A 12545-nucleotide genomic window follows, 5' to 3' on the forward strand; every position below is an offset into this window, starting at 1 on the left:
AAAATTTTTATCGCATAAATTTGCGATCAAACTATCTGATTTAAACAGGACACCTAAGCTGGTGTGTTTCCTCACGAATCTTATGAATGTTCAATCCTGTGCCTCTGCTGCAACGAACCAATAATGCAGTGACTAGCAGCGTCATACCTAGCCGGGAGCTTGTCATTCTCCTAGACATTCGTGCGGCCCCTCCTTTGCTTACACATGACGGACTGGATTACGTATCGTCCCCTAATGACCGGAGGAACACATGCCTTCTTACTTCATTGAAATGGGCCAAGGCATCGTTGCGAAAAGCAACGATCTACTCATCACCACCTCGACATTGCATACATGCACGTTTATCGCAGGCTTTAATGCACAGGTGGGTTACGCAGGAGCCTTCCACTATCCCGCGGGATATCTCAGAGTCCGCTATCGCTATGAGTACCCTGAAGACGCGCCCCTGACGGCAGACGGCATACCAAATGCTCCCATGATTCGTCGCCCGATCCACAATAGGACGTTCCGGCGTAAAGACGGAGTCGTCAACAACATGACCGATTGGATCAGAACACTACGGCCAACCATGGTCGTGCTGGTCTTTGGCTCGACAATCCATGCTACGGGAGACATGCTCGGCGAGCGGGTTGTAGAGAAGGATTTCCGTAAAGTCAGAGATTGGGTTTTAGGCCATTGCCCCAACGCCGTTATCAGAACAAAGATGGAAGCCAACGCTGCCATGATCGTTGCCGATGGAAAAATGGGTGTCTCATCGACACAGGATCTAGAGTCGAGGCATCGGGTGGATTTATCCAACGGGCAAATCAATTTACAAAACATGCTCGCAGGACGGTATCCCGGATACACCCTGTTTGGCCAAAGGGAGTAGAGCAAATATTGACTCAGCTGACCTATTTTGAAGTCCTTCCTGCCAATGAATAAAAGGTAACAATATATGGATCTTAGCCTGAGTTTTCCCACTTTTTTGCCTGCAATTCCAGCGAAATCCGGGGACTACCTCGACTCCATTTCGAAGCAAATCGTCATTCCGGCGAAGGCCGGAATCCATGCTTCGTACTGGCCATGGATTCCGGCCTTCGCCGGAATGACGAGCCGCTCTGAAACAGTATTGTTGTGAACTTCGATTTTCCTAACAGAAAGACGGAAAAAATGTGGGAATGCCTCAGGATCTGAGCCCCACCCTAACGATGACTCTGGATAAAAGAAAACTCAGGCATTTATGTGTAGCTCGATGACCGCGATGGCTTCATCGGGTGTAAGGACAGCGGTGTCGATAACCACATGCGGCTCCTCCCAGGGTACGTAGTGGCGCTCCAAGACGTCCTGCCATGTCGGCAAAATGAGAGCATCGATATCCTCTCGCCGTGTCTCAACGCGGCGGCGATGCTCGATGGGGTCGGAGCACACGATCTCGATTTCGACCATTCTCACCTGTGCACGGGCTGCGGTAGCTCGCCATCCCTCGCGACTCTCGCGAACCGGATTCACACAATCCGCAACGACGGTAAGGCCATTCATCAGATTGGATGATGCCAACGCATTGGCCACAACGTAACCTGCTGGACCGACGTCTGCGGCAAGCACTCCTGACTGCCGAATTGCTTGCTCAATCGCATCGATGCGGAGGTAGAGCGCCGACCGTCGAGCTGCTATCTGCCTGGCAATTGTCGTTTTGCCGGTTCCCGGCAGACCACCGAACACAATCAACATGGTCATCCCCTCCGTGAGTCCAGTTGCCCTGTTTTGACATCGCTTTGAAACAGGGAATGGTTTTGAATAGCGCAGAAAGTCGCATCACGCTTCCCTACTCCCATCGAAGCCACCGCTAAAGCGAGAGCATCAACACAGCTCGCTAATGCGCCCTAACGGTTGAACAAGCCTTTTCCACAAGGAGCGAGAAAAATGTTTTTTCACCACGATCATACGCATACCAGCAACATTAGCGGTCAACTTCAACCCGGCAAGTCACCGGAACTCTACGCGGCAGTCGTCGGCACGATCGTGCAGGACTCCGAGAAGCCCATCACAGGCCGCAGCGGAGACCATTTGCAGTTCTATCTCGATATCGGGAACGGCCTGCGCTATCAGGTCGACGTCAACACGCAGTCCGTCGATGGATCCGCTGTCGATGTCTACATCGCTGACCAAGACCTTGGCAACAGCGCAGCAAACACCACCGATCCATTCGGCCCGCCCGCCTACGGGGTCTTTCCAAACGCGCAATTGAGTTACCAAGCCATGGGGCTGAGCGACGCAAACTTTGCTCCCGTGACTTATTTTCGGCTTGACGGCCAGCTCAAAGCGGCCCTTAGCACCTCCACGTTCGTCACGGTCTACGGGTTGACTTTCGAAGACGGCGACAACGTCAGGGGTGTCCATGAAACCCATTTCAACGAAGGAAAGACAAACCAGGACGGCGCGGTGGTTGTGTACTGGACGGACTCAAGCACGGGTAACCCCAAGCGGACATGGTTCTTCTTCAAGTTCAACAACCAGCATATTGGCTAGAAGATATTAGAAAAGGCAGGTTTGACGATGGGTCGTCCCGGCGAACGCCGGGATTCAATGTATTTGAGCCTCAAGTCGCCAGGCCCCGGCTTTCGCCGGAGCGACGGACATGGAGTGAACGGCTTATTAAAATTCGACGCTAACGTGTGCTTGGCACGAGATCAGATCGGCTCACGGCACAATTCAATGCACGTTGGTGGACGTCGATGCGGAAGCTTGCTGATTCGCACCTGATGCTGCCGGCGATGTATCAGCCGTCTTCATGTCCAGGTTGGCATCCAAAAAGCCCAGCAGATGCGTATAGAAGTCGATACGATGATTTGTATCAATCAAACCATGGCCTTCGTCGTTATAGCGCAGATATTCCGGCGCGCTTCCTGCACTGGTGAGTGCGCTGCGCATTTCCTCGGCATGATAGATCGGGACGCGACCATCAAGACCACCGTGCGCCAGCAACACTGGCACCTTGATATCGGCGGCGTGCTTGCTCGGTGAACGGCTATCCAGCTCTGCTTTGTCGCTGCCTAGTACGCGATGCAGGTAGGAGATGCCAAGATCGCTGCGATGCGTGTCTCCCCACAAATACTGCTTGGATAGATCGTACACACCGGCCAGCCCAACAGCGCAACGGTACAGCTTTGGCTCGCGAACGACGCCCATCAAGGCCGCATAGCCACCATAACTGCCCCCATAGATACAAATACGCTTGGGATCAGCAATACCTTGCTCGATGGCCCAGTGCGTGGCGTCGGTCACGTCGTCCTGCATGGCAGCGCCCCACTGCATGTAGCCGCGTTCCTTAAAGGGAAGACCAAACCCGCCCGATCCGCGAAAATTGACGCGCACGACGGCATAACCGTGCTGTGCCAACAACTGCACTTCGGGGTCGAATGCCCAATCATCGCGTATCGTATACGGCCCGCCGTGCACCATCACGACCGTAGGCACGGGACCGGAGCCACCAGCTGGCCGTGTCACAAAACCGTACAAGGTAAGCCCGTCGCGGGCCTTCATCTCAAATGGCTCGCTGGGCAGGCCCTTCTTTGGGTCGACCGCAGGGTATCTGCGTGCCAGCAGATCTGCCTTGTGATGGACCACGTCGAGCAAGTAGAACGCACCGGGATCGCGATCGTTTTCCGTAGACACAATGACCAGATTGCCATCCGTACTGGCACTCTTCACGCCACACATGGAATCGGGAAAGGCCTTGTTGATCGCCATACGCCAGCGGGCATCCATGCTTGCAGGATCCCAAAATCGGGCTTGAGGACGCCCCGGGCCGAACATTGCTCCGATCGGTTCACGCCGGTCCATCGAGTAGATGATGCTTAACGGATCGGACACGGTATCGCGTAGCAGCAAAGTTCGTGTACCGGTCGCAAAATCATAGCGTTCGATGCTGTCGGGGCCGTCTCGATGTTGAACTTGCAAATAGGCTGATCGATTGTCGCGAGAGATTCCAACGGGAAAAATGTCGATGTTGCTGACACTCTCGTCGTTGAGCGGCTTCCAGTCCGTACCATTATCGGTCACGTAAAGCTTGGATTGATCTTTGTCATCCTCGGCCCAGGCGAAACGAATAGCGCCTGAATGATCGGCACTGAAGCTCGCATCCTCGACAGGTGCCAACGCAACCCTCTTGCGACTCCCCTCACGCAAATCATTCACATCCAGAAGCGCGGCTTCGTAAATGCATCCGTGAGCATCTTTGTGTTCGCAAGAGCTAACCAGTATGTGCTCGTCATCATTATCTATCGTGCCGATGAAGTTATCCGGGAACGTCACCGGATGTGTGGTGTTCATACGGAACAGATAAAGCCAAGGTTCCTGGACGGAAACCCCAGCGTCGCCACGCAGGCGGTTCATGCCGACGACCAATTTGTCGGAACCAAGCCACGTCATACTCAAAATATCTGCACCAGGGCCGAGATTAAGGCTCTTGAACAGCGTCCGATCAGCGGAGTTCAAAACCAGTACAAAACTTCCACCCTCTTCGTGCCTGGCAACGGCGATGTATTTGCCGTCAGGCGATAACTCCATCGCCTCGTGCTCAGCGCGCCCGATCAGTGCGCGGCTGTTTGTATCAAGTGCAAACGTAGTCTGTGGCGCGGCGGATAACGCCACGGCCAATAGCAAGCTCCCCAGCATGTTCGTCCCCCTATCCATGTTCGAACCCGCCTATTTAGCCATTTTTTAGGGCGGCGCAACAGATGCAGCAGGGATAGAATATTGGATCGCGACAGAGCGAAGCAGCAATTACCCTTAAAAAATGGCCGGTTACGCGGCTTTTGAGTAGATTGTGCCCACGCCGCATTTCATGACGACCCGATCCCCATGCGCCTGGCAGCCTAATCAGAAACCGCAAGGGTCAAAACCTGCGAGCTAATCACGTCGTCGTTATCGCGTATCTCACTGAAATAGGTAGCGGTTGGACCGGACGTTATTACCTAAAAACCCCCTACCCAGGATAGCAGTCAACGTGCGGGCTTTAGTTTGATCTTGGCGAATGCCCTAGAGCACACACGCGCATTCTCGACAACACAGCATTGAGGCCAACGGTAAAGACAGCCCAGATGTAAATCGGTTTTATGTAACGAAGGTAAGGTGCCGCCGTCCGCTGATCGGGCGTGTCGCAGAAACACCCAGATTCGGCGAGCTCCAGGTTGCTGCCATCCCATTGCCATGAGAAAGGTGCACGCTTCACTTCGACTTGGCTAGAGCGTGTGCCCATGTCCTCCAGGCATTCTTCTTCAAACCAGATAAACACGCCCCCCATCCGGCAATGGGACGGGGCCATGCCGATTCTCATGTCCATGGTTGTGCTGCTGATGATCGGCATGGAATTATGGAAACACGGCCTGCACGCACCTCATCATGACGAAGGCACCGTGGATCACATCGCCATGCTACTGATGTATGGGCAGATCCCGATCATGTGCTGGTTTGTAGCGTGGAGGCGCCACCCGGTTCGAAGCATCCTGCCGACGCTCGCGATTCAATTGGCGCTCTGGGCGACCACGTTTGCTTTAGCGGCTTTGCTGACCCATTAGGCGAGAGGCGACGGATGCCATCCTTTGGACGAGTTTCCCAGCCGCCGCGAAGTTCCTCAAAATAGGCCGCAATATCTTCTGGAAAGTGATAGCGCTTTTCGGGAATCGGTGGGCCAGCACCGATCAGGGCTTTCGCGCAAGCTAGCCAGTCGCTGCCAGGAGTGGTCGGCCATGGAGGCGAAGCTGAGCGTTTCGCCCACTACTGTCCGGAAAAAATCTTTTTGTTTAGTTAGGTCTCGACACGCGGCCCGACGGCGAATTTTTTCCGTAAATTCGGCGTCTCTGAAAATTGTCGCCCGGCTTTCGCCGGGACGACGATCTATCAAGCGTTACGGCGAATGGAACGATTTTTCCCGGACAGCAGTGGGCCTTCACCGGAATGACGGCCGCTCTGAATCAGCATCTAGATAAACAATGGTTTTTATTGCGGCGCAAAGGCGAAAAACGGGGGGATACCTCAGGGTTCGAATGGGGCTAACTGGCATGCTCGGAGAAAAGGTCACGACGTTCCTTATTTACTCTTTGCTTTATTTGAACCGCATCGGCTGATTCAGTGTCGCCAGTGTTCACAAGCTTGCCCATGCAAACAACGATTTCATCACCGGAGGTCCAAGTCATTTTCCATCGTATGTCGACTGCGCTTCCCGGACGTGCCCCCAATTGTCCTTTGCCCAATTGACCAGCCCTTGCATGGGTAAAAGAAGACTCCTTCCGAGATCCGTCATTTCATATTCAACACGCGGAGGCACTTCGGGAAATACCTCGCGAATGGCCAGCCCGTCGCGTTCGAGGTTCTTCAAGGTCAAGGACAACATCCGCTGCGAAATTCCCGGAACCGCGCGTTCGAGTTCCGAAAATCGTGCACGTCCGCCAAGGAGAGATCGAGCGACAGCACGACGAAGATCGTCCACTTGTCGCCTATTTTCGTCAGCAGCTCCCGGACTGCCATGGGGTCCGAGCTTCTGCAGATTGCTGCAGGATCCAGACCGGTGCGCTTGCTGGGCTTTTTCATAACTTACCTCGGTGTTAGCGGCTAACTTAAAAGTGCCTTCTTCTTCGAAATAGGTTTCCCATTTATCTTTACATTGGCAAACGCAATAGGACCCCAGAATGCACGGCCCAAGATACGCTGCCTACTCGCCTGCCGACGCTTACTTCAGCTTGATTCGCTCTGCGCTTGGTGAGCTTGTCGATGGCGATCACTTTTTCGACATCGTCGCTGACGACGTCATCTACGAGGTTCTCTATAACGTGTCCGGCTGGCCTCGCGTCATACGGGGGCGCGCAGAGCTCATGGCGGCCTTTAGCGGCTACGTTGAGAACGTCGTGCTTCACGCTGCGGATAACTTGATTGTCCACAAGACAGACGAAGGCCGCGTTGTGGTCGTCGAATACGAAGTCCATGGAACCATCCTCGCGACAGAAGCGAAATACGACAATCGCTTCTGTTCAATCATCAAAATCGAGAACCGAAAGATCGCGCATTGGAGAGACTACATGGACTCTCTCGCAGCCTGGAACGCATTGACTGCATAAGCCCATGCGCGATCAGCCACAAAGAGATTGAGACATGAACACTATTCTTTTCATCGAAGTAAGCCCAAGGGGAAAGGATTCGGCGAGCCGATCCGTTTCCGACACGCTCGCCGGACGGCTCACCGACCTTTATCCCTCAGCGAAACTAATCCGGCGAGATCTCGCCGCAGAGCAGGTTCCCCATCTGGATAACGCCACACTTCGAGCCATCTCGACCAAGGATGCAACCGAGGCGGAACGGCTGAAAGAGATGGCTCACCACTCGGACCAATTAACCAGCGAGCTTTTGGATTGCGATGCGTTGGTGATCGCAACGCCGATGTGGAATTTCGGCATCCCTTCAACCCTCAAGGCATGGATCGATCTCGTCGTGCGGCCGGGACGCACCTTCCAGTACGCCAACGATGGCGGCGTTCTCGGTCTGGCAAAAAACAAAAAGGCCATTCTGGTTCTGGCGTCGGGTGGCGTCTTTACGGAAGGCCCATGGCGTCCATGGGATTTCGTCGAGCCTTACCTATGCCAAATCTTGAGTTTCATTGGCATCACGGATGTACAAACCGTGCGGGTCGAGGGAATGAATATCCCCGATTTGGCCATCGGCGCAGTGCCCAGGGCCAACTAAGATGGTTGAGGCTCTTATTTTGTAAGCGGCCCCCTGATCGCCAGAGACACATGGCTCACTCCGCCGCAACCGGCTGGCCATAGCGCTCGCGCAACGCAGCGCGATAGCGACGGCTGCAAGGAACAGTGGTGCCATCACGCAAACGCAGACGTGCGTCGCCGGTCTCCAGCGGCTCGATCTCGGCGAGGTAGTCGAGGTTGATGAAGTAACCGCGATGCACGCGCAGGAAGCGTGCTGGATCCAGCCGCGCCTCGATGCCAGCCATCGTGCTGCGCAGCGGGTAGTCGCGCCCGCGTACGTGCAGGTTCACGTAGTTGCCTGCGGCCTGCAGCCACTCGATCTCGCTGGCATTGACCAGGAACTCCTTGCCCAGCTTGCGTACCAGAAAGCGATCGGGCCGCTCCACCGGCTCCACCGGTGGCCCTTCTTCTGGTTCGGCCAGCAGCTTGGCCTCGCCCTGCTGGCGCAGCCACCAAAAGCGATAAAGCATCAGCACGCCGATGATCAGGAAATAACTGCGCACATCCTTGAGGTATTCGTAACCGAAATTGATCCACCACGACCCAAACCGGTAATGCCAGCCGGCGATGGCGGCATAAGCCAACCAACGCAGGGCGACCATGCCACCGACGTGGATGAGACTGAACAGCACGCTGAGCAGGATGTGCAACGGCAGGTTACGCAACCAGGTATCGAAGCGGATCGGCCAGCGCCGTTCGGCGACGATCACCGCCGGTAGCAGCGCGAGCATCACCAGTGCGCTGCTTGTCTCCCAGACCCAGGGTTCCCAGAGGGCGACGCGGCCGGCATGGTCGATGCGAGCGTCGATGCTGTTGAAGATCACGTTCAGGGTCATGAGCGCGATCCAGAATCCGACCTCGATCGGACGCCGCCAGCGCTGAAAGGTGTCGAAGCCACGGGAAGTTTGCATCGGCGGATTCTACGCAACGCCACCCACATCCGTCCCCGCCATCCGCCGTTCGTCACAAGAGCCCTGCAAACAATCACTTGAGACACGACACGCCGCGCCGGCGTGCCGAAGCTGGCTCCACTTTCCAGCCACGGAGCCCATGCCATGAACCGCCGCTACGACATCGACGCCTTGCGCGTTCTCGCCTTCGGCCTGTTGATCCTCTACCACGCCGCCATGCTGTACGTGGCCCACTGGGACTTCCACCTCAAGAGCAGCCACACCGCCGCCTGGCTGCAAGACCCGATGCTGTTCCTCAACCGCTGGCGGATGGAGCTGCTGTTCCTGATCTCGGGGCTGGCGGTGAACTTCATGCGCCGCCGCGCCAGCCTGCCGGGGATGGCCTGGAAGCGCACCGCGCGCCTGCTGCTGCCGCTGGTGTTCGGCATGCTGGTGGTGATTCCGATCCAGCCCTACGTACAGGGCTTGTCCACCCATCTGGTGCAACCCGGCTTCGGCCACTTTCTGCTGCGCTACTGGACCGGCGGTCCATGGCCGGCCGGCGCTTTCACCGGCTGGCAATACGGCCTGACCTGGAATCACCTGTGGTACCTGCCTTACCTGTGGGTCTATACGATGCTGCTGATGGCGCTGCTGCCGCTGCTGGAATCGTCAGCGGGCCAGCGCCTGCGTGCCGCGGTGTTGCAACTGCGTGGCCCGGCGTTGCTGCTTCTGCCGAGCATCCCGTTGTTCGCCTGGGATCGCCTGCTGGCCCATCGCTACCCGTTCACCGGCGCGCTCTGGGGCGATTGGTATGCGCATGCGCTCTACTTCAGCATGTTCTTGTACGGTTATCTGCTCGGCACCGATGCCGGTATCTGGTCGGAACTGGCGCGGTTGCGCCGCATCTCTCTGCCGTCGGCGCTGGTCTGCTTTGGGTTTTATCTCGCCGGCATTCGTTTGTTGCCCGACTCGGCGCCGACAGCAGTTTGGTGGGCCGTGCATGCGATGCGTTACGCCTACTTGTGGACAGCGATCTGCGCCGTACTCGGCTGGGGCCATGCGTATCTCAACCGCCCGTTCCGCTGGCTGCCGTATGCGCGCGACGCGGTGTATCCGTGGTATGTGCTGCATCAGAGCTTGCTGTTGCTGTTTGCCTGGCAGCTGATGCCGTTGGGATTGGGGCCGGTGGTCGAGCCTGTGTTGATCATCGCTTGCACCATCGGCGGCTGCGCGCTGCTACATGAATACGTGATCCGGCGTGTGCGCTGGTTACGGCCGGTGTTTGGGATGGAGGTGATATCGCGTGCAACGACTGTGGCGTCAGCGCTGGTGATGCCACGTATTGCTGACGACATCGCTTGATGACATTCGGATAAGGGATCGTAGGCAGGCAGAGTCCCCAGCAAAGCTAGGGACTTTAGTCATAGTGGCTGAGAGCTACGAAGACGTGTGGTTCGACCCTTCTATTCTGGGTTGATCTCATGACTCAGAATCGGAGGGAGTTAAAAAGTTTTAAATACCTCCTGCCCTGAGTATCCCCACGTTTTTCGCCCCAACGTTGCAGCAAGAACGACGTTTTACCTTGATGCCGATTCAGCGCGTGCCGTCATTCCGGCGAACGCCGGAATCCAGTCTAAATAAGCGTCCGAAGGACACGACATTTTTTTATATTGCGTGCTTCGCACAGCGTATTTGAACTGGATTCCGGCGTTCGCCGGAATGACGAGCCGCCCTGAAACAGTATCATCGTGAACTTGAATTTCCCTGCCGGGATGACGGCAAAAACCGGGGGATACCTCAACATCCGGCCCCTTATCGTGACACCGCGTCAACTTCATTTGCTTGTATTCAAGACAAGCGTAACTTCACTGGCCGTATGCGTGGTCGCTTGCAGCTGCACCTTGAACCATCCCGTTTGAGAGTCGCGCACGGTGGACAGGATGGTTGCGCCTTCGGCATGTGGAACCACATTGGACCGTGAATAACCGGCCACCGTGATGGCCGGATCGTTGGCCGCGAACGCGAGTTTCAACTGAACACCCTGCGCAAGCTCGTCATACGACGTTACGCGCTTGCGCCCCATCGAAACGAATTTGCCCATATCGCCCAAAACAGCAATGCCCGATGCGGACACGGGTGCGATAACGCGATAAGCAAAGGCGTCGGCGCCTTCCAGTTTTCCGGTGATCGTATCCGTGCTGCTTGGGGTGGCGAGCGTCTGCGCGATCGGGTCGAACACCGCCACGGCTCCGCTGAAACCCAATGTTGCTGGCGTCAGGGAAAAATCTTCCGGACCTTTCGAAGGATCGTCAGCGAATGCCAGTACGTAAGCCGTGGCATGGCTGCCGTGACGGGTGAACGTAGCGCCGATGATCGGCGCGCCCGTTTGCCTGGCTTGCGTCATGTAGCTGACGTCAAGCGGCATGAGGGGTTCATCTGGTTTCACTATCTCACCGTCGGCGCGTACAACCTTGAAGATGTTGGCGCGATCGAGATCTTCGAATGCATCACCCACGCCAACCGGTCCGCCGGAAAGCGTAGCGAAGAGCATGGCTGCCGTATCGTGCGATGGCATCACATCCGTGGCGGGCCATGCACCCACCTCGTGAATGAGTCGCGCGTTGAAGGCCAGCTGGGTCCAGTGATCGCGAGTCAAACCGTCGCCAGCGGCACGAATAGTGGTCAGGTTCGGGTATTTCACCCCCTGCAACATAAACAGTGGATAGGCCATGCAATACTGCATGGTGATGCCGCGTGCCGCCATCGCCGACGCCATGCCATCCGTGAACAGCTCGCCTTTGCCGGGCACGCTTTGCAGTTCCGGCGAGAACTTGTAAATGGCATCGAGCCAATCCTGAAGATAAATGGCGATGCCGTTGTTGGCAGCGTAATCGGCAAGTTCATCCCAGTATCCACGGTCGATGGCGGCAAGGCCGGAAATCGCAAAGCGCTTTCGATAGGGACTGTCCTTGTCGATGAAACGGTTGTGCGCGAGGAATGGCAGATTCACGCGCTGGTGGAATTCAGCCATGCCTTTGGGGAACACCCCAGGCTGCGCCTTCCATTCGATAAGACCGCCGTAGCGATTCCAGTCTTCATCAGGTAATGCCGGATTCTTGATCCGGCCAACTTTTTGATGCGGATTCCACGCACTCTTGGCGTACCACCAGCTATCGAGCTGCAGGTAACCGAAGGGAATGCCGGCTTCACGGCTGCGCTGAATGAAGCGCACCAGCGACTCTTCATAATTCAAGCCCTGGGCGTATTCGTAGTTGTAGTAATAGTGGCCGCCGGCATTATCCGTAAGCTCGCCGATATAGCGTAATGTGGCATCGGCATCAGGGGCTGCAGGGTGGCGATGGTAGAGCCCACGTAACGCAGTGCCCCAAACATCATAGGCCGTCGCGATATCCGGCGCCGCGGCCACAAGCGTGGTCGCCGTGAAGCCAACCGGCAGCTCCCCTACTTCTGAATTCAATCCAACGGCGATACGCGTCTTGGCATCGCCGAGCATGCTTGCAAGGAAGAAATCCGACGCAGGCGAGATGATGAGTGCGTGACCACTGTCGTCGAAAAGAACCCATGGTGTTGATACGTCTTGCGGTGAATCAAAGACCGGCGGCGCGAAATTCAATTGCCGATGCGAAAGCGAGTGCAACCCGGTAGGCACTGTGTTGAAATCCGGAAAGGCCGGCAGTTGCGTGACCGCTCTTTTGCCCACCACCTTCCACGAAAACAGCAGGGCGCCAGCTTTGCCTGATGCAGGCGCAACGCTCGCCTCAATGCCTTCGGCGAACATAAAGCCAAGTCCCTTTGCGGATGTTGAGACGTGCGACGCTCCGCCGGGTAAACGACCCGCGAAATGAAACCCACGGGCATCGAGCGCGTACGCACCGGTTGCATCGTCAATCGA

At 56.3% G+C, this 12545-nt stretch carries 12 protein-coding genes; 7 read left to right on the top strand and 5 right to left on the bottom strand.

The annotated features are described in order from the left end of the window. Window positions 1-250: 250 nt before the first annotated feature. The gene (locus IEX75_RS00390; protein WP_188792302.1) at window positions 251-871 is read left to right on the top strand and encodes a hypothetical protein; all 621 of its coding nucleotides are present in this window, start codon (window positions 251-253) and stop codon (window positions 869-871) included. Between the two features lie 66 nt (window positions 872-937). Next, window positions 938-1120 carry a hypothetical protein gene (locus IEX75_RS00395; RefSeq protein WP_188792303.1) on the top strand — a complete coding sequence of 61 codons (183 nt, stop codon included), beginning with the start codon at window positions 938-940 and terminating at the stop codon, window positions 1118-1120. Between the two features lie 92 nt (window positions 1121-1212). On the opposite strand, the gene IEX75_RS00400 is transcribed toward IEX75_RS00395, so the two are convergent. Continuing rightward, entirely contained in the window at window positions 1213-1713 is a 501-nt protein-coding gene (locus tag IEX75_RS00400) for a P-loop nucleotide/nucleoside kinase family protein (RefSeq protein WP_188792304.1), read from the bottom strand. 192 nt (window positions 1714-1905) lie between these two features. Between IEX75_RS00400 and IEX75_RS00405 the strand changes: the two genes are divergently transcribed. Next, on the top strand, window positions 1906-2511 hold the full coding sequence (locus IEX75_RS00405) for a DUF2278 family protein (protein WP_188792305.1): 606 nt from the start codon (window positions 1906-1908) through the stop codon (window positions 2509-2511). 183 nt (window positions 2512-2694) lie between these two features. On the opposite strand, the gene IEX75_RS00410 is transcribed toward IEX75_RS00405, so the two are convergent. Beyond that, window positions 2695-4659, bottom strand: a complete 1965-nt coding sequence (locus tag IEX75_RS00410) for an alpha/beta hydrolase family protein (protein WP_188792306.1) — start codon at window positions 4657-4659, stop codon at window positions 2695-2697. Between the two features lie 647 nt (window positions 4660-5306). On the opposite strand from IEX75_RS00410, the gene IEX75_RS00415 reads away from it, so the two are divergent. Continuing rightward, window positions 5307-5561: a hypothetical protein gene (locus IEX75_RS00415; protein WP_188792307.1), complete on the top strand. Its 255-nt coding sequence runs from the start codon at window positions 5307-5309 to the stop codon at window positions 5559-5561. Window positions 5562-6175: 614 nt separating this feature from the next. Here IEX75_RS00415 and IEX75_RS00420 read toward each other — a convergent pair. Beyond that, window positions 6176-6472, bottom strand: a complete 297-nt coding sequence (locus IEX75_RS00420; protein WP_229720580.1) for a winged helix-turn-helix transcriptional regulator — start codon at window positions 6470-6472, stop codon at window positions 6176-6178. Between the two features lie 199 nt (window positions 6473-6671). On the opposite strand from IEX75_RS00420, the gene IEX75_RS00425 reads away from it, so the two are divergent. Both IEX75_RS00425 and IEX75_RS00430 read left to right on the top strand, forming a co-directional pair. Further along, window positions 6672-7097, top strand: coding sequence for a nuclear transport factor 2 family protein (locus IEX75_RS00425; protein WP_188792308.1), 426 nt, complete (start codon window positions 6672-6674; stop codon window positions 7095-7097). Between the two features lie 34 nt (window positions 7098-7131). Continuing rightward, entirely contained in the window at window positions 7132-7719 is a 588-nt protein-coding gene (locus IEX75_RS00430) for an FMN-dependent NADH-azoreductase (protein ID WP_229720581.1), read from the top strand. 55 nt (window positions 7720-7774) lie between these two features. Here the strand turns inward: IEX75_RS00430 and IEX75_RS00435 are convergent, their stop codons facing one another. Continuing rightward, window positions 7775-8650 (bottom strand): LytTR family DNA-binding domain-containing protein, encoded by an 876-nt coding sequence (locus IEX75_RS00435; protein WP_188792309.1) that lies wholly within the window; start codon window positions 8648-8650, stop codon window positions 7775-7777. Window positions 8651-8794: 144 nt separating this feature from the next. On the opposite strand from IEX75_RS00435, the gene IEX75_RS00440 reads away from it, so the two are divergent. Beyond that, window positions 8795-9994: an acyltransferase family protein gene (locus IEX75_RS00440; RefSeq protein WP_188792310.1), complete on the top strand. Its 1200-nt coding sequence runs from the start codon at window positions 8795-8797 to the stop codon at window positions 9992-9994. A gap of 472 nt (window positions 9995-10466) precedes the next feature. On the opposite strand, the gene IEX75_RS00445 is transcribed toward IEX75_RS00440, so the two are convergent. After that, entirely contained in the window at window positions 10467-12431 is a 1965-nt protein-coding gene (locus IEX75_RS00445; RefSeq protein WP_188792311.1) for a hypothetical protein, read from the bottom strand. Window positions 12432-12545: the final 114 nt, after the last annotated feature.

This window comes from Dyella nitratireducens (assembly GCF_014642835.1).
Classification (GTDB): Bacteria; Pseudomonadota; Gammaproteobacteria; order Xanthomonadales; family Rhodanobacteraceae; genus Dyella_B; species Dyella_B nitratireducens.

Excerpts from the sequence above, each read along its gene's own strand:
- IEX75_RS00390 (WP_188792302.1), top strand. The coding sequence starts at position 251 with ATGCCTTCTTACTTCATTGAAATGGGCCAAGGCATCGTTGCGAAAAGC.
- IEX75_RS00395 (WP_188792303.1), top strand. The coding sequence starts at position 938 with ATGGATCTTAGCCTGAGTTTTCCCACTTTTTTGCCTGCAATTCCAGCG.
- IEX75_RS00400 (WP_188792304.1), bottom strand. The coding sequence starts at position 1,713 with ATGTTGATTGTGTTCGGTGGTCTGCCGGGAACCGGCAAAACGACAATT.
- IEX75_RS00405 (WP_188792305.1), top strand. The coding sequence starts at position 1,906 with ATGTTTTTTCACCACGATCATACGCATACCAGCAACATTAGCGGTCAA.
- IEX75_RS00410 (WP_188792306.1), bottom strand. The coding sequence starts at position 4,659 with ATGCTGGGGAGCTTGCTATTGGCCGTGGCGTTATCCGCCGCGCCACAG.
- IEX75_RS00415 (WP_188792307.1), top strand. The coding sequence starts at position 5,307 with ATGCCGATTCTCATGTCCATGGTTGTGCTGCTGATGATCGGCATGGAA.
- IEX75_RS00425 (WP_188792308.1), top strand. The coding sequence starts at position 6,672 with ATGCACGGCCCAAGATACGCTGCCTACTCGCCTGCCGACGCTTACTTC.
- IEX75_RS00430 (WP_229720581.1), top strand. The coding sequence starts at position 7,132 with ATGAACACTATTCTTTTCATCGAAGTAAGCCCAAGGGGAAAGGATTCG.
- IEX75_RS00435 (WP_188792309.1), bottom strand. The coding sequence starts at position 8,650 with ATGCAAACTTCCCGTGGCTTCGACACCTTTCAGCGCTGGCGGCGTCCG.
- IEX75_RS00440 (WP_188792310.1), top strand. The coding sequence starts at position 8,795 with ATGAACCGCCGCTACGACATCGACGCCTTGCGCGTTCTCGCCTTCGGC.
- IEX75_RS00445 (WP_188792311.1), bottom strand. The coding sequence starts at position 12,431 with ATGTTCGCCGAAGGCATTGAGGCGAGCGTTGCGCCTGCATCAGGCAAA.